Below are 20602 nucleotides of genomic sequence, written 5' to 3'. Positions count from 1 at the left end.
TCGCGGCAGGGCGCCGCGGGGTGGTCTGTGTGACCCGCATGCCGGTCAGCGCAGTTGCTCGTCGAGCAGCGAAAGAATGCGTTTGCCGACTTCGGTGCCTTCCGGCTGGCCCGCATCGTTCTGCACCGTCACGGTCGTGCCAGTGCCATCACCCTTCAGTGCCACGCGATACTTCTTCGCCTTCTTGCTGTCCTCGGTGCCGGTCTTGGTGAACAGCTTGGAGAAGAAACCGCGATTGTCCACGGTGTCGCGCGGGTCGACATAGCGCACGTAGTACAGGCCTTGCGCGCGGTCCCGGTCTTCCACCGTGAAATTCACGCGGTCCAGCGCCAGACCGACCGAGCGCCAGGCGCGGTCGAACGGCTCGGACAACTGCAGTGCCTGGCTGCCATTGACCTGGGTCAGGTTGGCATTGGCGCTAGGCGCTGCACCCTTTGCGGCAGTGGCGCCCGCAGCGGCGGCTGCCGGCGAAGCGGGGTTCTTGGCCATGCGGTCGGCCTGCTCCTTCTGCACGCCCAGGCGCTGCGCGAAGCGCGAAAGGAATTCGGCCTCCAGCTCCGGATCGGAGGGGCGCGGCGTCCAGGTCGTGGTCGACTTGTCGATGCCAGTCAGTTGCTCCTGCGCACCACGGTGGCTGATGAAGACTTCCAGGTTGCCGTTCTGCGAGCGCTCCACGCGCGTGCGGAACTTGTCGCGCTCGGACGTCGAGTACAGCCCGTCGAAGACCTTGCCGATCGTGTTGCGGATGAAATCCTGCGGGATCTTGGCGCGGTTCTCGGCCCAGTCGGTTTCCATGATGCCGGTCTCGGGCGAGTCCTGCACCAGCAGGAAACCGCTCTCCTGCCAGAATTCGCGCATCGACTGCCACAGCTTGTCCGCCGGCATGCCGTTGCTGATCACCAGCCAGCGCTGGTTGCCGTCGCGCTCCATGCGGATGCCTTGCGTGGAGGGCAGCACGTTCTCGGCGCCCACCTGCTGCTGCACGACCTTGTTCGACTGGTTGTAGGTCGACAAGGTGGACGTGCCGTTCTGATCCGGCACGGAGTAGCGGCGGTCGCCTTCGATCTTGGTCAGGTCCGGCGGCACGTCCAGCGTGGAGGTGCGCTTGGCAGCGGACTTGTAGTCGATCTTGTCGGGCGCCATCGCGTCGTTGATGCTGCTGCAACCGGACAACGCGCTTGCCACAAGCACGGGCAAGACCAGGGCGGCACGGCCAACTTGCGTTGCACCGTGGCGGTTAAGCTTGAGTTTCATTGACACGCAATCCTAGTTGAGGGATGACGGCAAAACACAGTGCGATCAGCCGAGCAGGCCGGCCGCCGACAGCGCCTTGCGCACCACATCGTGGTATTCCGGTGACAGCGGAGTAAGCGGGAGGCGGATGCCACCCTGCATTCTGCCCATTTGCTGGAGCGCCCACTTGACGGGAATCGGGTTGGCCTCGACGAACATCGCCTTGTTCAGCGCAACCAGTTCCATATGGATGCGACGCGCGGTAATCGCGTCGCCCTTCAGGGCAGCCACGCACAATTCGTGCATCTTGCGCGGCGCCACGTTGGCCGTGACGGAGATATTGCCATGGCCGCCCAGCAGCATCAGGGCAATCGCCGTGGGATCATCGCCGCTGTAGATGGAGAAGCCCTGCGGCGCATCCTTGATCAGTTGCGCGGCACGGTCGATATTGCCGGTCGCTTCCTTGACGCCTATGATGCCCGGCACCTGCGCCAGGCGCAGGATGGTGTCGTGCTGCATGTCGGCCACGGTACGGCCCGGCACGTTGTACAGCACGACAGGCAGGTCCACCGCTTCCGCGATCGTGCGGAAATGGCGATACATGCCCTCCTGGGTGGGCTTGTTGTAGTAGGGCACCACCTGCAGCGACGCATCGGCGCCGACCTGCTTGGCAAACGCGGTCAGCTCGATCGCTTCCTTGGTCGAGTTGCCGCCGGTGCCGGCGATGATCGGGATGCGCTTGTCGGCCTGCTCCACGGCGACGCGGATCAGCTCGCAATGCTCATCCACGTTCACCGTGGGCGACTCGCCGGTGGTGCCGACGATCACGATGCCATCGGTGCCCTCGGCCACGTGCCAGTCGACCAGGGCGCGCAGCGCGGGGAAATCCAGGCTGCCATCTTCCTGCATCGGCGTCACGATTGCGACGATGCTGCCGTTAATCTGTGTCATAACGTTTGAGAATTCGAGAAACGAATACCGCGATTGTACCGGATACCCAAGGCCTTCCGACCGCACCTTCGACCGGGGAAAACCCAAGGCAGTTCACCGCGTGAAGCCCAGGTCTCGCCGACCGGGCCCGCAAATAACCGGGGCCGCACTTCAGCCCGGCAAAGGATACCGCGGCGGCGCTCCGCCGCCCGTTTTGCCTATATCTTCGCGAATCGCGCAAATACGCTGCACAAAGGCAGCTTTAGGCACTTCCAGCACACCATCTTCGTAGGCAATCACCCGCAAGATGCCGTGCACGGCATCCAGCAACTCGCCCGGCTGCAACAGGAAATCCGGGTTCGAAGGCTTGCCCACGGTCTCGTTGCCAGCCGCGAAGGTTTCGTAAAGAAACACGCCACCCGGCGCCAGCGCAGCGAACAAATGCGCCCAAAGCGGCCTGTGCAGGTAGTTGGTGACCACGATCGCGTCGAAGCCCGGCTCATCCGCCAGCGGCCACGTGCCCTGCTCCAGGTCGGCCGCGCGCGTGGCGACGCCTTCGGGCAAAGCCGCCAGCGCGGCCAATGCCGCCGCATCGCGATCGACGCCCAGCACCGCATGGCCGCGGCGCGCGAACCAGGTGGCGTGCCGGCCATTGCCGCAGGCCAGGTCGAGCACGCGGCCGCCCGGGCGCACCAGATGCGCCCAGCGCGCCACCCAGGGTGACGGTGCGCCCAGCGGCGCGTGGGGGATGCCCGCCGCCGTGCTCACCGGTACCCCAGGCCCATGGCGGTGCGCACGTCGCGCATCGTCTCGCGCGCCACCTGACTGGCCCGGTCGCAGCCGTGGTCGACAATGGCGCGCAGCAGCGCCGGATCGTCCATGTATTTTTGCGCCCGCTCCAGCATGGGCTGCTGCTCGCGCAGGATGCCCTCGATCACCGGCTGTTTGCATTCGATGCAGCCGATGCCAGCGCTGCGGCAGCCCTTCTCGACCCACTCGCGGGTGGGCGCGTCCGTATAGACCTGGTGCAGTTGCCACACGGGGCAACGCGCCGGGTCGCCGGCATCGGTGCGGCGCACGCGCGCCGGATCGGTCGGCATGGTACGCACCTTTTTTTCCACCGACGCCTTGTCCTCGCGCATGCGGATGGTGTTGCCATAGGACTTCGACATCTTCTGGCCGTCCAGCCCGGGCATGCGCGATGCCGCGGTCAGCAGCGCCTGCGGCTCGACCAGGATAGTCTTGCGCGAACCGCCCAGGTAGCCCAGCAGCAATTCACGGTCTTCGGCGGCCAGGCTCTGCGACTGCGCCACCAGCGCGCCGCCCTCCTCGAGCGCCTCTGCCTTGCCCTGCTCCTGATAGGCGCGGCGCAGTTCCAGATAAGCCTTGGTGCGCTTGCCGCCCAGCTTTTTGGCGGCTTCCTGCGCCTGCGCCTCGAAGTCCGGCTGGCGCCCGTACAGGTAGTTGAAGCGGCGCGCGATCTCGCGCGTGATCTCCACATGCGGCACCTGGTCCTCGCCCACCGGCACACGGCCAGCGCGGTAGATCAGGATGTCGGCGGCCTGCAGCAGCGGATAGCCGAGAAAGCCGTAGGTGGAGAGATCCTTGTCCTTGAGCTTCTCGATCTGGTCCTTGTAGGTCGGCACCCGCTCCAGCCAGCCCAGCGGCGTGCCCATCGACAGCAGCAGGAACAGCTCGGCATGCTCGGGCACGCGGCTCTGGATGAACAGCGTGGCGCGCTCGGGATCGACGCCGGCGGCGAGCCAGTCGATCAGCATCTCCCAAACGGATTCGCCGATCACCTCCGGCGATTCATAGTGCGTGGTGAGCGCGTGCCAGTCTGCCACGAAGAAGAAACAGGGATATTCGGCCTGGAGCTGGACCCAGTTCTTGAGTACGCCGTGATAGTGGCCCAGGTGCAGCGCGCCGGTAGGCCGCATGCCGGAAAGAACGCGATCGGGAAACATGTCTATCTGTATTTGTGGGAATCGGTGCAGGTACGGGTACGCGTATTCGAGGTCTGCGCCGGCATGGGCGCCGGCGCCGCGGCGCGGCTTACTGCACCAGCGCCAGGATGGGTTGCAGCATCAGCAACACCAGGCTCCTGAGCGCCCCCATCACCGGCTGCATCCACACTTTGGTGATCACGCCAGCCGCCACCAGCGCCAGCACCACGAAGATGCCATAGGGCTCGATGCGCGACACCGCATGCGCGATCCGCTGCGGCAACAACGCGGTCAGGACGCGGCCGCCGTCGAGCGGCGGCACGGGGAACAGGTTGAACGCAGCCATCACCAGGTTGACCAGCACGCCGGCCTGCGCCATCTGGGTGAAGAACGGCTCCTGCACCCTGCCCACCACCAGGCCAACCGCCACCAGCGCCCACAGGAAGGCCTGCAGCACATTGCTGCCCGGGCCCGCCAGCGCCACCCACATGCCATGCCAGCGCGGATTGCGCAGGTGGTCGAAGGCGACCGGCACCGGCTTGGCGTAGCCGAAGACAAACTGCCCGCTGGTCATGAAATAGAGCAGCAGCGGCACCGCGATGGTGCCGATGGGATCGATATGGCGCGCCGGGTTAAGGCTGACGCGGCCCATCGAGTAGGCGGTGTTGTCGCCAAACAGCTTGGCCACGTAGCCGTGCGCGGCTTCATGCAGCGTGATGGCGAACAGGACCGGCAGGGCGTAGACCGCTAGGGTCTGAATCAGAGAAGAATCCATGGGTCACTATTGTACCGGGGCTGCGGCAAAGCGACTGTTCGGTGGCAATCACAGTCCAAAACGCTCGATATCGCCGCGTCCTTGCCGCACCAGCTCGGGCTCGCCGGCGGTCAGGTCGATCACCGTGGTCGGCTGCGCGGGCGCGGCGCCGCCGCAGATCACCAGTTCCAGCAGTTTTTCCAGCCGGGCGCGGATCACCTCCGGCTCGTTGAGCGGGGCTTCGTCGCCCGGCAACTGCAAAGTAGCCGAAATCAGCGGCTCGCCCACTTCGGCCAGCAGCGCCAGCGGAATGGGATGGTCGGGCACCCGCACGCCAATGGTCTTGCGGGCGGGATGCGAAAGCCGGCGCGGCACTTCCTTGGTGGCCTCGAGGATAAAGACGTAGGGCCCGGGCGTGGCGCCCTTGAGCCAGCGGTACTGCCGGTTGTCCACCCGCGCGAAGTTGCCAAGCTCCGACAAATCGCTGCACATCAGGGTCAGATGGTGCTTGTCGTCGATCCCGCGCAAGCGGCGCAGCCGCTCTACCGCGGCCTTGTCGTCGAGCCGGCAGGCCAGCGCATAGCTGGAGTCGGTGGGCAAGGCAATCAGCCCGCCCTGCCCGATGATCTGCGCGGCCTGCTTGATCAGGCGGGATTGCGGGTTGAGCGGATGGATCTCGAAGTATTGGGACATGTGCGGGCCTGGGGCGACCGGCCGCGGGATGGGCGCAAACGCCGCGCGCATTCCAGGCCAGTTCTGCGATGGGGAGAAGCGAAGGGAGCGCATGGCGGGTTCGGGAGGGCTGGGCGCGGGGCGGCCGTTGGCCGGCGCGGCTTACCAGTCATGCCAGACCGGGGTGACCGACGACGGCAGCGGCGGCAGCGAGCCCAGCTCGATCCGTCCCTCGCCCGGCCCGTGGAAGTCCGAGCCGCGCGAGCCCAGCAGGCCATAGTGATGCGCGACATTGGCATATTGGCGGTACTGCTCCGGCGTATGGCTGCCGGTGACCACCTCGACCGCGGCCCCGCCGAGCTGCTTGAACTCGTCGAACAGCGCATCGTGCTGGAGTTGCGTGTAGTTGTAGCGGCCCGGGTGCGCCATCACAGGAATGCCGCCGGCCGCCTGGATCCAGCCCACCGCATCGGCCAGTTTGGCCCAGCGGTGCCCGACATAGCCCGGGCAGCCCTCGCCGAGGTAGTCGTCAAACACTTCGCTGATGGTCTTGCACCGCCCTTCTTCCACCAGCCAGCGCGCGAAATGGGTGCGCGAGATCAGGTCGGGATTGCCGACGTGGCGCAGCGCGCCCTCATAGGCGCCCTCGATGCCGATCGCGGCCAGCGCTTCGCCGATGTCCTGCGCCCTGGCGGCCCGCCCGGAGCGCGTGGCTGCCAGGCCATTGACCAGCACCTGGCTGCCGGGGTCGATCTGCAAGCCAACGATATGCACGGTCTGCCCGGCCCACGTCACCGAGATCTCCACCCCGGGCACGTAGCGCATGCCAAGCGCCTCGGCCGCGGCCCGCGCCCTGGCCTGGCCCTTGACCTCGTCATGGTCCGTCAGCGCCCAGAACGCCACGCCGCCGGCATGCGCGCGCGCGGCCACGTCCTCGGGGGACAACATGCCGTCGGACACCGTGGAATGGCAATGCAGATCTGCGTTGATTGCGTGTGAATTTTGCATGCGTCTATTCTACTCTCGCGATAATTCCGCGCTAATCCAACTTCAATCCAACTTCAATCCGACTTTAATACCGCGCCAATGCGCGCCGCGTGGGCTGGCCCACACATCCGCGCCGATAGCCCTGCCGCCAACGCTGGCGTAGGCGGCAGGGCCGGCCCCGCGCGGTATAGTTGGGGCCTGACGACCCTCCTGCCGGGCGCCGCCACGCGCGCCGCCCGCCAAGCCATGCCGACCCAAACCCCTGCTTGCGCCACGCCTGATTCCCGCACCCCAACCGTCCCGGCCGACGTGATCCGCACCGATGTGCTGATCGTCGGCGCCGGCCCGGTCGGCCTGTTTGCCGCCTTCCAGGCGGGTGTGCTGGGGCTGAAGTGCGAGCTCATCGACGTGCTGGACCGCGCCGGCGGACAGTGCACCGAGCTCTACCCGGAAAAGCCAATCTACGACATCCCCGCGGTGCCGGGGTGCCTGGCACAGGACCTGGTCGACCGCCTGCTCGAGCAATGCGCGCCGTTCGCTTTTCCCATGCATTTCAACGAGCGCGCCAACGGCCTGGCCGAGGTCCCGCCCGAAGCTCACGGCACGGCCGGCCATGAGCACCCGCACCGCCTGCTGGTCACAACCGACACCGGCAAGCGCTTCGACGTGGCCGCAGTGCTGATCTGCGCCGGCGCTGGCGCTTTCGCCCCGCAACGCGTGGCGCTGCCCGAGGCCGCCGCGCTGGAAGACCGCCACCTGCACTACGCTGTGCGCGACACCGCGCGCTTCGCCGGCAAGCGCGTGGTGGTGGCCGGCGGCGGAGATTCCGCCCTGGACTGGGCGCTGGCGCTGCGCAAGACCGCGGCGCGCGTTACGTTGCTGCACCGCCGGGAAGGCTTTCGCGCGGCCGACGGTACGGTGGCCGAAATGCGCGCGGCCGTGGCCGCCGGCGAGATGGACTTCGTGGTGGGCATGCTGGGCGCGCTCAAGACCGAGGGTGGCTCCCTGGCCGGGGTCGACATTCGTACCCGGGAAGACACGATCAGCCTGCCTGCCGACGAACTCGTCGCGCTGTACGGCCTCGTCTCCGAGCCCGGCCCGATCGCCCAGTGGGACCTCGACATGCGCGCCGGGCGCATCATGGTGGATACCACCACCTACGAAACGTCCCGCCGCGGCATTTTCGCCGCGGGCGACATTGCCTTCTACCCCAACAAGCAAAAGCTCATCCTCTCGGGCTTCCACGAGGCAGCCCTGGCCCTGCGGCGCGCCTATCACTATGCCTTCCCGGAAAAGGCACTGGTTCATGTGCACACCAGCAACAACGCCACGCTCAAGGAAAAGCTGACGCACGCCTGAGCGCGACAGCCTGCACGGCCCACAGCCTCAGACGCAGAAAGACTCGACCAGCCCGGCCACCACCCGCGGCTGGTCGTGATGCAGCATATGGCCGGCGTCATCGACAATGGCCTCGCGGAAATCGCGAAACGCCTTGAAGCGCTGCTTGAACTCCGCCAGCGGCTGGTCCTTTGCAATGTGGCTGAGCGTTTGCGAATTGCGTGCTTCCACGTGCAGCACCGGCGCGGTGGCCTGCGCCCAGATCGCCATCACCTCGTCGAGCCGGTACAGCACCGGATTGACCATCTTGTGCGCGGCATCGCCCAGGATCTCCCAGCGGCCTTGCGCATTGCGCGCTGACCAGTGCTCGGCCAGGAAGGCGGCGCGGTCATCGGGCAGGCGCGGATTGGTCTTCTGCAGCCGTGCCGCCACCGCCCCCACGCTGTCATAGGAGCGCAACGGCTGGCGCTCGCGCAACTCGTCGAGCCAGCGCGCATAGCGCCCGGGTGCTTGCTCGGCGCGCGTGCCGGTCATGCCAAACCCCTCCAGGTCAACCACGCGGCGCACCCGCTCGGGGCGGATGCCGGCGTAGAAGCAAGCCACGTTGGCGCCCATGCTGTGCCCCACCAGGTTCACCGGCGCGTCCGGCTGGTAGTGGTCGAGCACGGCCTCGAGATCGGCAACATAGTCGGGAAACCAGTAGGACTCGGTGCCGGGATAGCGCGTAGGCCAGTCGGTCTGGCCAAAGCCGCGCCAGTCCGGGGCGATCACGTGCCAATCGCGTTCCAGCGCGTCCACCATGAACTGGAACGAGGCGGCCACGTCCATCCAGCCATGCAGCAGGAACAAGGTGGGCGCACCGGGCTCGCCCCAGTGGCGCACGTGCATATTGAGGCCGCGCAACGTGATAAATTCCGAGCGCGAGGTTTCTCTGATTGCCATGGTGTCTCCCCGGGTGCCTTTTCCCTGATCGTGGCGGACGCTTTCACCCGTGGCAACGGGGAAGCCCAAAAATAGAACGATCGTTCGTTTGCGGATTATAGCGGCAAGCCGGCCCGGCCCGCATCCCGAACGCAACCCAGGAGACCCAGCATGGCCGCACCTGCCCTGCCAGCAAGCCGGCGCGACGACTATCCCGCGCTACACTCGCAATTCCACTGGCATGTGCCGGAGTTTTTCAACCTGGCCGACGCATGCTGCGGCCGCTGGGCGCGCGACCCGGCCACGATGGATCGCATCGCGGTCCACACCGAGCACGAGGACGGGCGCCGCGCCAGCTACAGCTACGCCTTCATCCAGGCCGAGGCCGATCGCCTCTCCCGGGCGCTGCGCACGCTGGGTGTGGCGCGGGGCGACCGCGTGGGCATCGTCATGCCGCAGCGCATCGAGACGGTGATTGCGCATATGGCGATCTACCAGCTCGGCGCCATCGCCATGCCGTTGTCGATGCTGTTCGGCCCGCAAGCCCTGGCGTACCGTCTCCAGCACAGCGAGGCGTGCGTGGCGATTGCAGACGAATCCTCCATCGACAACGTGCTGGCCGCGCGCGCCGAGTGCCCGGCGCTGGCCACGGTGATCGGCGCCGGTGCCGCCGTGGGCCGCGCGGAGCACGACTGGGATGCGCTGCTGGCGGCCGAGCTGCCGGCGTTCACCGCAGTCGTGACCAAAGCCGACGAGGCGGCGGTGCTGATCTATACGAGCGGCACCACCGGCCCGCCCAAGGGCCCCCTGATCCCGCACCGCGCGCTGATAGGCAACCTCCCCGGCTTCGTCTGTTCGCAAAACTGGTTTCCTCAGGCTGACGACGTGTTCTGGAGCCCCGCGGACTGGGCCTGGACCGGCGGGCTGTGGGACGCACTGATGCCCACGCTGTATTTCGGCAAGACCATCGTGGGCTATCAGGGCAGGTTCTCCGCCCAGACCGCCTTCGCGCTGATGGCGCGCTATCGCGTCACCAATACCTTCCTGTTTCCCACCGCGCTCAAGCAGATGATGAAAACCTGCCCCGCGCCGAGCAAGCACTACCAGTTGCACCTGCGCGCGCTGATGAGCGCGGGCGAAGCCGTGGGGGAAACCGTCTTCGCCTGGTGCCGCGACGCGCTCGGCGTGGTCGTCAACGAAATGTTCGGCCAGACCGAGATCAACTACATCGTGGGCAACTGCACCGCGCAGAACAACGATGGCCAGCCAGGCTGGCCGGCGCGCCCGGGCTCGATGGGCAGGCCCTACCCCGGCCATCGCATCGCCGTGGTCGACGACGAAGGCAGGCCCTGCGCGGCGGGCGAGGACGGCGAGGTGGCCGTGTGCAGCACCGACGCCCACGGCCATCCCGACCCCGTGTTCTTCCTCGGCTACTGGCGCAACGAGGACGCCACCGCCGGCAAGTACCTGGAGCGCGATGGCCTGCGCTGGTGCCGCACGGGCGACCTGGCGCGCATCGACGAAGACGGCTACCTGTGGTACCAGGGGCGCGCCGACGATGTCTTCAAATCCTCCGGCTACCGCATTGGCCCGACCGAGATCGAGAACTGCCTGCTCAAGCATCCCGCCGTGTCGAACTGCGCGGTGGTGCCCTCGCCGGACCCGGAGCGCGGCGCGGTGGTCAAGGCATTCATCGTGCTGGTGCCATCGATTGTGCGTTCGGCGCAGGCCGACGCCGCGCTGGTCGCCGAGCTGCAGCAGCATGTGCGCGGCCAGCTAGCGCCGTATGAATATCCCAAGATCATCGAATTCATCGCGCAGTTGCCGATGACCACCACTGGCAAGATCCAGCGGCGCGCGCTGCGCGAGATCGAAGCCCGGCGCGCCGCGCCAGCCCGCCCGTAGCACTGGCAGGCGGGTGCGGCCGCAAGGCTCGCACCCGCCCCTGTCCCTGGCGCTCAAACCCGCCCTCCAAGCCCCGCCTCCCAGCGTCCGGCCGGCACAACCTGCCGCGCCACGGACAACCGATCGCGCGCATCGATATGCGTCGCCCTCCCGACAGTCAAGTTTTCGCCGAATCTGACGTTAGCAAGGACATGCGGAGCGCATCGCTATGGCGCATCCCATTCGGCAGATCAGACCACACGTTCCAGTCGCAGGAGGGGGCATCCATGCCAGCTCATTTTTTCCGAAAAATTTATAAGATTATTCGTATAAATGCCAATCGGAACCATTCCATTTTCGCCCTTTTAACAAGGGTAATTCCTATACCCCTCAGTAGCATCAGCACGGTGGATAGCAGCACATTCCGCAACCTGACCTAACAGAGTAGTGCAAAAAAAAGGGTTGGGAAAACTCGGATTATCTTGATTGTTTTTCCCAATCTTGGGAAATAAAGTTCCCAAAGAGCACGCAGAAATTTCCCAATGTGCTTCAAGTTAATGACGAACAGGAGATCACGATGAGCACGTTTGCAAGCACCGGCCGCGCCGCCTCCCACCGCTTCGCGCTCCGGCTGCCGTTGGCCCTGGCGAGTGCTTTGCTTTCGGTATCCGCGTGGGCCGCGGATGGCGTGATCTACTTCCGGGGGGCCATCGTCGCGCCGCCCTGCAATACGCAAATCAGCACGAGCGGGACCGCCTCGGTCAATTGCCCGGCAAACGGCACCCATGCCGCGGAGTCCGCCTCCCTGCCGCTGCTGCCTGGCCGGGTCGTCCAACTGGCGGCAGCGCGCGCCTCGGTCGTGCCCGTGCAATTCACAGCAGGCCCCGGTAGCGCCGGCAAGCAGGGCTATGTCGTGGTGACGGAATACAACTGAGCGGCCTGTCCCTCGAGCCACGCCAGCTCATCCTCGTCGAAACCCGCCGCGCGGCGCGCTGCCAGGTTGAAGGGCGGCCGCAGGCGCGGTGCCTGGTAGCGCGCGGCCAGTTCGGCGTAGGTGGCGACGGGGTCCAGGCCACGGCAGGCACACAGCCAGCGGTACCAGCGGTTGCCGATGGCTACGTGACCCACCTCGTCGCGCAGGATGATGTCGATGATGGCGGCGGCCTCATGATCGCCGGCGGCTGCGAGCTTGGCGCGCACCGGCGGCGAGGCATCCAGCCCGCGCGCCTCCAGCGTGCGCGGCACCAGCGCCATGCGCGCCAGCACATCGCCGGCGGTCTTGTCCGCCATCTCCCACAGGCTGTTGTGCGCCGGAAAATCGCCGTAGCGCGCGTCCAGCGTGGCCAGGTGCTGCGCGAGCAGGCTGAAATGCAGCGCCTCCTCGTCGGCCACGCGCAGCCAGTCCAGGTAGAAGGCCACCGGCATCGCGTCGAATCGCCAGATGGCATCCAGCGCCAGGTTGATCGCGTTGAACTCGATATGCGCGAGCGCGTGGATCAGCGCCGCGCGGCCGGCGGGCGTATGGATGGACCGCCTGCGCTCCACCCGCTGCGGCGCCACCAGTTCGGGCAGCGGCGGCCGGCCGGGCAGCGGCAACTCGGCCGCGATCGCCTCGCCGATGCCCAGGGCCTCCGGCGCCATGGCCTCGGCCGCCAGCCGCATCCGGCGCGTGGCCGCGGCCTTCTCGTGCGCGTCGCTCAGGCAGAGGATGGCAAGCGCCTGGCGGCGCAAGGACGGCGCCGCCACGCCGGATAAAGCGCCAGGCGCGGCACCGCGATCGGGGTCAGGGGCGCCAGGAGACGCGGCATCGGGTAGGTTTGCTGGCATAAGCGTAAAATCCGGTTTGCCGCCATTGTAGGGCCCGGCAGGTGGCACCCTATGCCAGCAGGCCCGCCCACGACCCTTTAAAGCCCGGCGGCAAACCCCATATACCCATACGAACTTGTGCAGGAGACCCCATGGCGCTTTACCAGCTCGGCGACGTTGCCCCCACCATCGATCCGGATGCCTACGTGGCGCCGGAGGCCACCATCATCGGTAACGTGATGCTCAAGGCACGTGCCAGTGTATGGCCAGGCGTGGTGATCCGAGGCGACAACGAGCCGATCGTGGTTGGCGAGTCCAGCAATGTGCAGGAAGGCACCGTGCTCCACACCGACCCCGGCTGCCCGCTGACCATCGGCGACAAGGTCTCGATCGGCCACCAGGCCATGCTGCACGGCTGCACCGTGGGCGAAGGCTCGCTGATCGGCATCCAGGCGGTGATCCTGAACCGTGCGGTGATCGGCAAGGAGTGCCTTGTCGGCGCCGGCGCCGTGGTCACCGAAGGCAAGGTGTTCCCGGACCGCTCGCTGATCCTCGGCGCGCCGGCCAAGGTGGTGCGCGAGCTCACCGAGCAGGACGTAGCCAACCTGTATCGCAATGCCGAGACCTACGCCACCCGCCAGGCCATGTACAAGACACAACTCAAACGCATCGACTAAGCGACCAAGGCGCCGCGCCAGCGGCTCCGATTTACCGACGGATCATCGTGACTGACACCACCACCCCTGACACCCTGCAGAAATTCCTGTTCGACGCGGCCCCCGTGCGCGGCGAGCTGGTACGCATGCAGGCCACCTGGCAAGAAGTGCTGCGCCGCAACCATTACCCCACGCCGGTGCGCCGGCTGCTGGGCGAAATGATGTCGGCCGCCGCCCTGCTTTCGGCCAACCTGAAGTTCAACGGCGCGCTGGTGATGCAAGTGCACGGCGATGGCCCGGTGCGCATGCTGGTGGTGGAATGCTTGTCCGACCTGTCGATGCGCGCAACGGCCAAGCTGGCCGAAGGCGTGACGCTGGCCGACGACGCCACGTTGGCGGATCTCGTCAACGTCAGCGGCCACGGCCGCTTCGCCATCACGCTGGACCCGCAGGACAAGCTGCCCGGGCAGCAGCCGTACCAGAGCATCGTGCCGCTGGCCGACAAGCATGGCCCGATGACATCCATGACCGCCGTGCTCGAGCACTATATGCAGACGTCCGAGCAGCTCGACACGCGGCTATGGCTGGCCGCCGACGACAATGTCGCTGCAGGCATGCTGCTGCAAAAGCTGCCCTCCTACGGTGGCACGCTGGAAGGCCACGCCGAGCGTGAGCCCGCGCAAGTGGGCGAAACCGGCGCGCCGCTGGCGGACACAGCCCGCGCGCAGGACCTCGACACCTGGGACCGTGCCTGCCAGCTCGGCGCCACGCTGAAGGACGCCGAACTGCTGGCCGAGACGCCGGACACCTTGCTGCGCCGCCTGTTCTGGGAAGACCTGGAAGCCACCGGCCTGCGTGTGTTCGAGCCGCTGACCCCGCACTTCCAATGCTCGTGCTCGCGCGCCAAGGTGGCGGGCATGCTGCAGAACCTGGGCCGCGTGGAGATTGAAGACATCTTGGTGGAACGCGGCGAAGTGGAAATCCAATGCGATTTCTGCGGCCAGCAGTACCACTTCGACCCGGTCGATTGCGCGCAGCTGTTCACGCCGGTCCCCGTGGCTACCGGCGCCGGCGACGGCGCGGGCCAGCAGCACTGAGCGGCAACGCGCGGGACGGCGATGCGAGCGACGGTGCGAACCATGATGCGAAGCGCAACGGCAGGAACCTTTCTGCCCTGCGCCGGGGTCCAAGCGTCAGCGCCCCACCAGAGTCAGGGAATCATCATGTCCGCTTTGTCCTCTCACCCGTGCGCCACAATCAGCGCCATGCTGCTTGGCGCCGTGCTGGCCTGCGGCGGCTGCGCCCAGTTGCCGCGCGACCTCAACGGCTCGCCGCCGACGGCCCGCCTGGCGCCCAACGCCGTGCCGCCGCCTCCCGTCACCGCGGAAGACATCCAGAAGATCGGCGAGCTGAACCGCCAGGTACTGCGCGAGCAGGATGCCGCGATTGCCCGCCAGCAACAGGCGCAAGCCATGGCGCGGGCGGCAAGCTACTATGCCTATCCCTCGCCTAGCTGGAACCTGTATTACGGCGGCTGGGGCGGCGGGCACTGGGGCGGCGGAGTCGGATTCAGCAGCCCGGGATACCGGGGCTGGGGCTACGGTGGCTATCCGTACTGGTGGTAAGCAGCGGTAAGCGGCCGACGAAACTGGTGCGGCAAGCAACCAAGGACGCGAGCATGCTTCATCCATGCCGTTGCGGAGCAACGGCGGCAGACGCTACGAGATAGAAAACGGGAAAGACGCCAGTCAGTGGCGATTGAATGCCGGGGAGTTCGCCGGTGGCGGCAGCGGCGGCGTGGCGCTGACCTTGGGGGCCGGTGCCACGAACTGCACGAACACCTCGCCATCCTTGACCATGCCCAGCTCATAGCGGGCACGCTCCTCAATGGCGCCGGTGCCATCCTGCAGGTCCTTCACTTCCCCTTCCAGCTTGGCGTTGCGCAGCTTGAGCGCCTGGTTGTGCGCGCTCTGTTCCTGCACCTGCTTGTCCATATCCCACACACGCAGCCAGCCGCCCTTGCCCAGCCATAGTGGATACTGGATGGCGAGCAACAGCACAAACAACAGCAACGAGATCAGGCGCATGGATTCTGGCGCTTAAGCGAAAAAAGGAAGTTGCGTCATGCGCCGGCCACGGCATTGTGCGCGGCCGGCGCATGGCACGAGCTTAGCGCAGATTGTAGAACGCGCTCTTGCCCGGGTAGCTGGCGATATCACCGAGATCTTCCTCGATGCGCAGCAGCTGGTTGTACTTCGAGATACGGTCCGAACGCGACAGCGAGCCGGTCTTGATCTGGCCGGCGTTGGTGCCCACCGCGATATCGGCGATGGTGCTGTCCTCGGTCTCGCCCGAACGGTGCGAGATCACGGCCGTGTAGCCGGCGCGCTTGGCCATTTCGATGGCGGCGAAGGTTTCGGTCAGGGTGCCGATCTGGTTGATCTTGATCAGGATCGAGTTGCCGATGCCCTTTTCAATGCCTTCCTTCAGGATCTTGGTGTTGGTGACGAACAGGTCGTCGCCCACCAGCTGCACGCGCTTGCCCAGCTTGTCGGTCAGCACCTTCCAGCCGTCCCAGTCGCCTTCGCCCATGCCGTCCTCGATCGACACGATCGGGAACTTGTCGCACAGGTTGGCCAGGTAGTCGGCGAACTGGGTCGAGGTCAGCTTCAGGCCTTCGCCATCCAGGTGGTACTGGCCTTCGGCTTCGTGATAGAACTCGGTCGCCGCGCAGTCCAGCGCCAGCAGCACGTCTTCGCCAGCCCGGTAGCCAGCCTTCTCGATGGCCAGCAGGATGGTGTTCAGGCACTCTTCGTTGGAAGCGAAGTTGGGGGCAAAGCCGCCCTCGTCGCCAACCGCCGTGGACATGCCCTTGTCGGACAGGATCTTCTTCAGTGCGTGGAACACTTCAGCGCCGCAACGCAGGGCTTCACGGAAGCTCGTTTGCGACACCGGCATGATCATGAATTCCTGGATGTCCAGGCTGTTGTTGGCGTGCGCGCCACCGTTGACGATGTTCATCATCGGCACCGGCATCTGCATCGCGCCCGACCCGCCGAAGTAGCGGTACAGCGGCAGGCCGGCTTCTTCGGCAGCGGCGCGGGCCACGGCCATCGACACGGCCAGCGTGGCGTTGGCGCCAAGGCGGGCCTTGTTGTCGGTGCCGTCGAGGTCGATCAGGGTGCGGTCCAAGAAGGCTTGCTCGGAAGCGTCCAGGCCCATGATGGCTTCGGAGATTTCAGTATTGATATGCTCGACCGCCTTCAGCACGCCCTTGCCGAGGTAGCGCGACTTGTCGCCGTCACGCAGCTCGATGGCTTCGCGCGAGCCGGTGGATGCGCCCGACGGCACTGCCGCGCGGCCCATCACGCCGGATTCGAGCAGGACGTCGCACTCGACCGTCGGGTTACCGCGCGAGTCGAGAACTTCGCGACCGATGATATCTACGATTGCACTCATGGATTCCTCTTGGACTGTTGATGCTTGATGACTTCTTACTACACGGGCGCCATGCCCTGGACTACCGCTGGCTACAGCTGACCGAGCTGGCTGACGCCTAAGCCTTAAGCGCCTTCCACCACGATCATGTTCATGCGCGCGGCGTGCTCGCGCGACTTGCGCGCGGCGCGGTATTCCTCGCTGTCGTGGAACGACTTTGCCGCGTCATAGCTGGGAAACTTCAGCACGACCACGCGCGTCGGGGCCCAGTCGCCCTCGAGCTTCTCGGTCTTGCCGCCGCGCACCAGTACCTCGGCGCCATGCACCTTCATGGCATGGCTGGAGAGCACTTTGTACTCTTCATACTGCTGGGGATCGGTGACATCGACGTGGGCAATGATATAGCCGCTGGCCATGGCGTATCTCCGTGTGTTCTTATGATGTTGATTCTACTTGGCTGATCATGGCCGCCCGATGACGGCCATGACCGCGGTGGCACGGCAAGCTCAGGCGCAAGCCGCCGGCCAGCCGAAATTGTCTTCCAGGAAGCCGTTGCGCTTGACCAGGGTGTCCAGGTCCTTGAGCACCGACAGCAGTTCCTTCATGCGCGACAGCGGCACGGCGTTGGGGCCGTCCGACATGGCCTTGCTCGGATCCGGATGGGTTTCCATGAACAGGCCCGCCACGCCGGTTGCCACAGCGGCGCGCGACAGCACCGGCACGAACTCGCGCTGGCCGCCCGAGCTGGTGCCCTGGCCGCCCGGCAGCTGCACCGAGTGGGTGGCGTCGAACACCACCGGCGCGCTGGTCTCGCGCATGATCGCCAGTGAGCGCATGTCCGAGACCAGGTTGTTGTAGCCGAAGGAAACGCCGCGTTCGCAGGCCATGAAGCTGTCTTCCGGCAGCCCGGCCTCGCGCGCGGCATCGCGCGCCTTGTCGATGACATTCTTCATGTCGTGCGGCGCCAGGAACTGCCCCTTCTTGATATTGACGGGGCGGCCGCTCTGCGCGCAGGCACGGATGAAGTCGGTCTGCCGGCACAGGAAGGCCGGCGTCTGCAGCACGTCGACCACGGCCGCCACCGGCTTGACCTCGTCGATCTCGTGGATGTCGGTCAGCACCGGCACGCCGATCTCGCGCTTGACGGTGGCGAGGATCTCGAGCCCCTTCTCCATGCCCAGGCCACGGAAGGTCCGGCCCGACGAGCGGTTGGCCTTGTCGAACGAGGACTTGTAGATAAAGGGAATGCCAAGCTCGCTGGTGATCGCCTTGAGCTCACCGGCCGTATCCAGCGCCATCTGCTCGGACTCGATCACGCACGGGCCGGCGATCAGGAAGAAGGGCCGGTCCAGGCCGACGTCAAATCCACAGAGTTTCATCGCTAATCTCCTGCTTGCGGTGCCGGGGCTCAGCCCGCCTTCTTCTGCTGGCTCGCCAGCGCCGCTTCCACGTAGGCCTTGAACAGCGGATGGCCATCGCGCGGGGTGGAGGTGAATTCCGGGTGGAACTGCACGCCCACGAACCACGGGTGCAGGCTTTCCGGCAGTTCCATCATCTCGGGCAGGTCTTCGGTCGGCGTACGGGCCGAGATCACCATGCCCGCCTTTTCCAGCGTCGGCACGTAGTGATTGTTGACCTCGTAGCGATGGCGATGGCGCTCGTTGACTTCCGGGCCATAGATCTGGCTGGCCTTGGTCCCGGCCTTGACCGGCACGCGCTGCGCGCCAAGGCGCATGGTGCCGCCCAGGTCGGACTCGGCGGAGCGCTGCTCGACCTTGCCTTCGCGATCCACCCACTCGGTGATCAGCGCAACCACCGGATGTTCGGTTTCCAGGTTGAACTCGGTCGAGTTGGCATCGGCCATCGCCGCCACGTGGCGCGCGAATTCGATCACGGCCAGCTGCATGCCCAGGCAGATGCCCAGGTACGGCACCTTGTTCTCGCGAGCGTACTGGATCGCGCGGATCTTGCCTTCCGTGCCGCGCTTGCCGAAGCCGCCCGGGACCAGGATGGCGTCCAGCGGCTTGAGCACTTCGAGGTGACCGGATTCGAGCTCTTCCGAATCGATGTACTCGATGTTCACGCGGGTGGCGGTGTGCATGCCGGCGTGGCGCAGCGCCTCGATCAGCGACTTGTAGGATTCGGTCAGGTCGACATACTTGCCCACCATGCCGATGGTGACCTCGTGCTGCGGGTTTTCCTGGGCATTGACCAGGCGCTGCCACATGGAAAGATCGGCCGGTTTGGGATCGATACGCAGCTCCTCGCAGATCAGGCGGTCGAGGCCTTGCTCGTTGAGCATCTGCGGGATCTTGTAGATGCTGTCCACGTCCCACACCGAGATCACGGCTTCTTGCGGGATATTGGAGAACAGCGAAATCTTGGCGCGCTCTTCGTCCGGAATCGGGCGGTCGGCGCGGCACAGCAGCGCGGTCGGCGAGATGCCGATTTCACGCAGCTTCTGCACCGAGTGCTGGGTCGGCTTGGTCTTGAGCTCGCCGGCGCTGGCAATGAACGGCACCAGCGTCAGGTGCACGAAGGCGGCGTGGTTGCGGCCCATGCGCAGGCTCATCTGGCGCGCGGCTTCCAGGAAGGGCAGCGACTCGATGTCACCCACCGTGCCGCCGATCTCCACCAGCGCGACGTCCGCCTTGCCACCGTGCGACGCAGCCGCGCCGCGCTCGATGAAGGCCTGGATTTCGTTGGTGATGTGCGGGATCACCTGCACCGTCTTGCCGAGGTACTCGCCGCGGCGTTCCTTGCGGATCACCGATTCGTAGATCTGGCCCGTGGTGAAGTTGTTCGACTTGCGCATCTTGGCCGAGACGAAGCGCTCATAGTGGCCAAGATCGAGGTCGGTTTCCGCACCGTCTTCCGTGACGAACACTTCGCCATGCTGGAAGGGGCTCATCGTGCCGGGATCGACGTTGATGTAGGGATCTAGCTTGAGGAGGGTGACTTTGAGGCCGCGCGACTCGAGAATGGCCGCGAGCGAAGCAGCAGCGATGCCCTTGCCGAGAGAAGAGACGACACCACCGGTGACGAAGACGAATTTGGTCATAAACCGAGCTTGCCGGGGAAATCGGGATTATACATGAGAGGCCGCCTGCTGCAGCGCCGCATTTGCGACAAGTCGCCTTGCCCGGCAGCCGCTGAGACGCTTTCGCCGCTTCGCACTCGCGTCCGCGCCGCCGCCTGATCCTGCCCCGCCTACGGACGCGCGCAGGCGGCGCCGTCGCCCCGCATTTGCCCGACCAGATCGCGGATCAGCCCGGCGGTCTGCCCGGGACGCTCCATCGGATACAGGTGCCCGCCCTCGATAAAGCGCAGGCGCTCGCCCACCAGCTTGCGCGTGGCGCCGAGCCCGCATTGCCGCACTTCGCGCGAACGCGTGCCGGCGACAAAGCTGACCGGCACCGGCGCGCCGCGCGCCACGCGCGCGCCCAGGCTGGTGGGCAGCGTGCGGTAGATCTGGTACTCGATCTCGCGCTCGAAGCGCAGGCGGCGTTCGGCGTCGTTGCCGGTCGGCTCCGTGCCATGCATCGCATAGTCGCGCAGCACCTCCTCGTCCCACGACGCGAACACCTGCTTGGAGCGGAAATGCTCCCACACCGCCTCGGCATCCGGCCAGTGCGTGCGCCGCCGCCGGGTCGCGGCAGCCGGGCTGGGCCGCTCATCCAGGCCGAAGCGTTGACCGGCCTTGAGCAAGGCGGCGCGCCACCCGGCAATCACGGGCGAATCCAGCATCACCACGCCGCGCACCCACTGCGGGCGGCGCAGCGCGGCCATCAGCGACAGGAAACCACCCAGCGAATGCCCCACCAGCCACACCGGCTCGCGGTACTTCTGCTCGATCGAAGCCAGCAGCTCATCGACCAGGTGCGGCCACTCGCGCGTGACCGGGAATTTCGGGTCGTGGCCATAACGGTCCACGGCGCGGATCTCGAAATCGTCTTCCAGCGTTCCGAACAGCTTGCGGTAGGTGCTGACCGGAAAGCCATTGGCGTGCGAAAAATGCAGAATGTCGCGCATCGGGG

General features: G+C 66.2%; 21 protein-coding genes. 6 read left to right on the top strand and 15 right to left on the bottom strand.

The window, feature by feature from the left end; translation table 11 throughout:
- Positions 1-45 precede the first annotated feature (45 nt).
- From bamC to AC1Q7Q_RS02070, 7 genes are all read right to left on the bottom strand, one after another.
- Positions 46-1254, bottom strand: coding sequence for an NlpB/DapX family lipoprotein (gene bamC / locus AC1Q7Q_RS02100; RefSeq protein WP_492372664.1), 1209 nt, complete (start codon positions 1252-1254; stop codon positions 46-48).
- Between the two features lie 45 nt (positions 1255-1299).
- On the bottom strand, positions 1300-2184 hold the full coding sequence (dapA, locus tag AC1Q7Q_RS02095; RefSeq protein WP_492372665.1) for a 4-hydroxy-tetrahydrodipicolinate synthase: 885 nt from the start codon (positions 2182-2184) through the stop codon (positions 1300-1302).
- Positions 2185-2334: 150 nt separating this feature from the next.
- Positions 2335-2931, bottom strand: coding sequence for a class I SAM-dependent methyltransferase (locus tag AC1Q7Q_RS02090; protein ID WP_492372666.1), 597 nt, complete (start codon positions 2929-2931; stop codon positions 2335-2337).
- Positions 2928-4130: a tryptophan--tRNA ligase gene (locus AC1Q7Q_RS02085; protein ID WP_492372667.1), complete on the bottom strand. Its 1203-nt coding sequence runs from the start codon at positions 4128-4130 to the stop codon at positions 2928-2930. Before AC1Q7Q_RS02085 ends, AC1Q7Q_RS02090 begins: the two co-directional genes overlap by 4 nt.
- Positions 4131-4218: 88 nt before the next feature.
- Positions 4219-4884, bottom strand: a complete 666-nt coding sequence (locus tag AC1Q7Q_RS02080) for a site-2 protease family protein (RefSeq protein WP_492372668.1) — start codon at positions 4882-4884, stop codon at positions 4219-4221.
- A gap of 48 nt (positions 4885-4932) precedes the next feature.
- A complete protein-coding gene (locus tag AC1Q7Q_RS02075; RefSeq protein ID WP_492372669.1) occupies positions 4933-5556 on the bottom strand; it encodes an L-threonylcarbamoyladenylate synthase in 624 nt (207 codons plus the stop codon).
- A gap of 141 nt (positions 5557-5697) precedes the next feature.
- Positions 5698-6543: a 3',5'-nucleoside bisphosphate phosphatase gene (locus AC1Q7Q_RS02070; protein WP_416048095.1), complete on the bottom strand. Its 846-nt coding sequence runs from the start codon at positions 6541-6543 to the stop codon at positions 5698-5700.
- A 225-nt stretch (positions 6544-6768) separates the two neighbouring features.
- Between AC1Q7Q_RS02070 and AC1Q7Q_RS02065 the strand changes: the two genes are divergently transcribed.
- Positions 6769-7881: an NAD(P)/FAD-dependent oxidoreductase gene (locus AC1Q7Q_RS02065; protein ID WP_492372670.1), complete on the top strand. Its 1113-nt coding sequence runs from the start codon at positions 6769-6771 to the stop codon at positions 7879-7881.
- Positions 7882-7908: 27 nt separating this feature from the next.
- Here AC1Q7Q_RS02065 and AC1Q7Q_RS02060 read toward each other — a convergent pair whose 3' ends face one another.
- The gene (locus AC1Q7Q_RS02060) at positions 7909-8802 is read right to left on the bottom strand and encodes an alpha/beta fold hydrolase (RefSeq protein WP_492372671.1); all 894 of its coding nucleotides are present in this window, start codon (positions 8800-8802) and stop codon (positions 7909-7911) included.
- A gap of 150 nt (positions 8803-8952) precedes the next feature.
- Here AC1Q7Q_RS02060 and AC1Q7Q_RS02055 point away from each other — a divergent pair, with 150 nt between their 5' ends.
- Positions 8953-10686, top strand: a complete 1734-nt coding sequence (locus AC1Q7Q_RS02055) for an acetate--CoA ligase (RefSeq protein WP_492372672.1) — start codon at positions 8953-8955, stop codon at positions 10684-10686.
- A gap of 556 nt (positions 10687-11242) precedes the next feature.
- Positions 11243-11599 carry a YmdA family protein gene (locus AC1Q7Q_RS02050; protein ID WP_492372673.1) on the top strand — a complete coding sequence of 119 codons (357 nt, stop codon included), beginning with the start codon at positions 11243-11245 and terminating at the stop codon, positions 11597-11599.
- On the opposite strand, the gene AC1Q7Q_RS02045 is transcribed toward AC1Q7Q_RS02050, so the two are convergent.
- The gene (locus AC1Q7Q_RS02045) at positions 11572-12492 is read right to left on the bottom strand and encodes a ferritin-like domain-containing protein (RefSeq protein WP_241754439.1); all 921 of its coding nucleotides are present in this window, start codon (positions 12490-12492) and stop codon (positions 11572-11574) included. The genes AC1Q7Q_RS02050 and AC1Q7Q_RS02045 overlap by 28 nt on opposite strands.
- Positions 12493-12623: 131 nt before the next feature.
- Between AC1Q7Q_RS02045 and AC1Q7Q_RS02040 the strand changes: the two genes are divergently transcribed.
- From AC1Q7Q_RS02040 to AC1Q7Q_RS02030, 3 genes are all read left to right on the top strand, one after another.
- Positions 12624-13148, top strand: coding sequence for a gamma carbonic anhydrase family protein (locus AC1Q7Q_RS02040; protein WP_416048089.1), 525 nt, complete (start codon positions 12624-12626; stop codon positions 13146-13148).
- Between the two features lie 47 nt (positions 13149-13195).
- Positions 13196-14224 (top strand): Hsp33 family molecular chaperone HslO, encoded by a 1029-nt coding sequence (hslO, locus tag AC1Q7Q_RS02035; protein WP_492372674.1) that lies wholly within the window; start codon positions 13196-13198, stop codon positions 14222-14224.
- 126 nt (positions 14225-14350) lie between these two features.
- The gene (locus AC1Q7Q_RS02030; RefSeq protein WP_492372675.1) at positions 14351-14752 is read left to right on the top strand and encodes a hypothetical protein; all 402 of its coding nucleotides are present in this window, start codon (positions 14351-14353) and stop codon (positions 14750-14752) included.
- Positions 14753-14875: 123 nt separating this feature from the next.
- Here AC1Q7Q_RS02030 and ftsB read toward each other — a convergent pair whose 3' ends face one another.
- From ftsB to AC1Q7Q_RS02000, 6 genes are all read right to left on the bottom strand, one after another.
- Complete coding sequence (ftsB, locus tag AC1Q7Q_RS02025) at positions 14876-15214, bottom strand: cell division protein FtsB (RefSeq protein ID WP_174422818.1); 339 nt, start codon at positions 15212-15214, stop codon at positions 14876-14878.
- Between the two features lie 82 nt (positions 15215-15296).
- On the bottom strand, positions 15297-16586 hold the full coding sequence (gene eno / locus AC1Q7Q_RS02020; RefSeq protein ID WP_043344931.1) for a phosphopyruvate hydratase: 1290 nt from the start codon (positions 16584-16586) through the stop codon (positions 15297-15299).
- Between the two features lie 104 nt (positions 16587-16690).
- Positions 16691-16981: a DUF1330 domain-containing protein gene (locus AC1Q7Q_RS02015; RefSeq protein ID WP_006160203.1), complete on the bottom strand. Its 291-nt coding sequence runs from the start codon at positions 16979-16981 to the stop codon at positions 16691-16693.
- 90 nt (positions 16982-17071) lie between these two features.
- The gene (gene kdsA / locus AC1Q7Q_RS02010; protein WP_492372676.1) at positions 17072-17944 is read right to left on the bottom strand and encodes a 3-deoxy-8-phosphooctulonate synthase; all 873 of its coding nucleotides are present in this window, start codon (positions 17942-17944) and stop codon (positions 17072-17074) included.
- A gap of 29 nt (positions 17945-17973) precedes the next feature.
- Entirely contained in the window at positions 17974-19626 is a 1653-nt protein-coding gene (gene pyrG, locus AC1Q7Q_RS02005) for a CTP synthase (protein WP_043344927.1), read from the bottom strand.
- 149 nt (positions 19627-19775) lie between these two features.
- On the bottom strand, positions 19776-20597 hold the full coding sequence (locus AC1Q7Q_RS02000) for an alpha/beta fold hydrolase (protein ID WP_492372677.1): 822 nt from the start codon (positions 20595-20597) through the stop codon (positions 19776-19778).
- Positions 20598-20602 lie beyond the last annotated feature (5 nt).

The organism is Cupriavidus sp. GW823-FHT07A04 (genome assembly GCF_058794615.1).
The sequence above is the reverse complement of the archived record's forward strand: the minus strand, read 5'-3'. Positions and strand labels throughout refer to the sequence as shown.

Excerpts from the sequence above, each read along its gene's own strand:
- pyrG (WP_043344927.1), bottom strand. The coding sequence starts at position 19,626 with ATGACCAAATTCGTCTTCGTCACCGGTGGTGTCGTCTCTTCTCTCGGC.
- ftsB (WP_174422818.1), bottom strand. The coding sequence starts at position 15,214 with ATGCGCCTGATCTCGTTGCTGTTGTTTGTGCTGTTGCTCGCCATCCAG.
- AC1Q7Q_RS02060 (WP_492372671.1), bottom strand. The coding sequence starts at position 8,802 with ATGGCAATCAGAGAAACCTCGCGCTCGGAATTTATCACGTTGCGCGGC.
- AC1Q7Q_RS02085 (WP_492372667.1), bottom strand. The coding sequence starts at position 4,130 with ATGTTTCCCGATCGCGTTCTTTCCGGCATGCGGCCTACCGGCGCGCTG.
- AC1Q7Q_RS02055 (WP_492372672.1), top strand. The coding sequence starts at position 8,953 with ATGGCCGCACCTGCCCTGCCAGCAAGCCGGCGCGACGACTATCCCGCG.
- bamC (WP_492372664.1), bottom strand. The coding sequence starts at position 1,254 with ATGAAACTCAAGCTTAACCGCCACGGTGCAACGCAAGTTGGCCGTGCC.
- AC1Q7Q_RS02050 (WP_492372673.1), top strand. The coding sequence starts at position 11,243 with ATGAGCACGTTTGCAAGCACCGGCCGCGCCGCCTCCCACCGCTTCGCG.
- AC1Q7Q_RS02070 (WP_416048095.1), bottom strand. The coding sequence starts at position 6,543 with ATGCAAAATTCACACGCAATCAACGCAGATCTGCATTGCCATTCCACG.
- AC1Q7Q_RS02080 (WP_492372668.1), bottom strand. The coding sequence starts at position 4,884 with ATGGATTCTTCTCTGATTCAGACCCTAGCGGTCTACGCCCTGCCGGTC.
- AC1Q7Q_RS02045 (WP_241754439.1), bottom strand. The coding sequence starts at position 12,492 with ATGCCAGCAAACCTACCCGATGCCGCGTCTCCTGGCGCCCCTGACCCC.
- eno (WP_043344931.1), bottom strand. The coding sequence starts at position 16,586 with ATGAGTGCAATCGTAGATATCATCGGTCGCGAAGTTCTCGACTCGCGC.
- dapA (WP_492372665.1), bottom strand. The coding sequence starts at position 2,184 with ATGACACAGATTAACGGCAGCATCGTCGCAATCGTGACGCCGATGCAG.
- AC1Q7Q_RS02075 (WP_492372669.1), bottom strand. The coding sequence starts at position 5,556 with ATGTCCCAATACTTCGAGATCCATCCGCTCAACCCGCAATCCCGCCTG.
- AC1Q7Q_RS02040 (WP_416048089.1), top strand. The coding sequence starts at position 12,624 with ATGGCGCTTTACCAGCTCGGCGACGTTGCCCCCACCATCGATCCGGAT.
- AC1Q7Q_RS02000 (WP_492372677.1), bottom strand. The coding sequence starts at position 20,597 with ATGCGCGACATTCTGCATTTTTCGCACGCCAATGGCTTTCCGGTCAGC.
- AC1Q7Q_RS02015 (WP_006160203.1), bottom strand. The coding sequence starts at position 16,981 with ATGGCCAGCGGCTATATCATTGCCCACGTCGATGTCACCGATCCCCAG.
- AC1Q7Q_RS02065 (WP_492372670.1), top strand. The coding sequence starts at position 6,769 with ATGCCGACCCAAACCCCTGCTTGCGCCACGCCTGATTCCCGCACCCCA.
- kdsA (WP_492372676.1), bottom strand. The coding sequence starts at position 17,944 with ATGAAACTCTGTGGATTTGACGTCGGCCTGGACCGGCCCTTCTTCCTG.
- AC1Q7Q_RS02030 (WP_492372675.1), top strand. The coding sequence starts at position 14,351 with ATGTCCGCTTTGTCCTCTCACCCGTGCGCCACAATCAGCGCCATGCTG.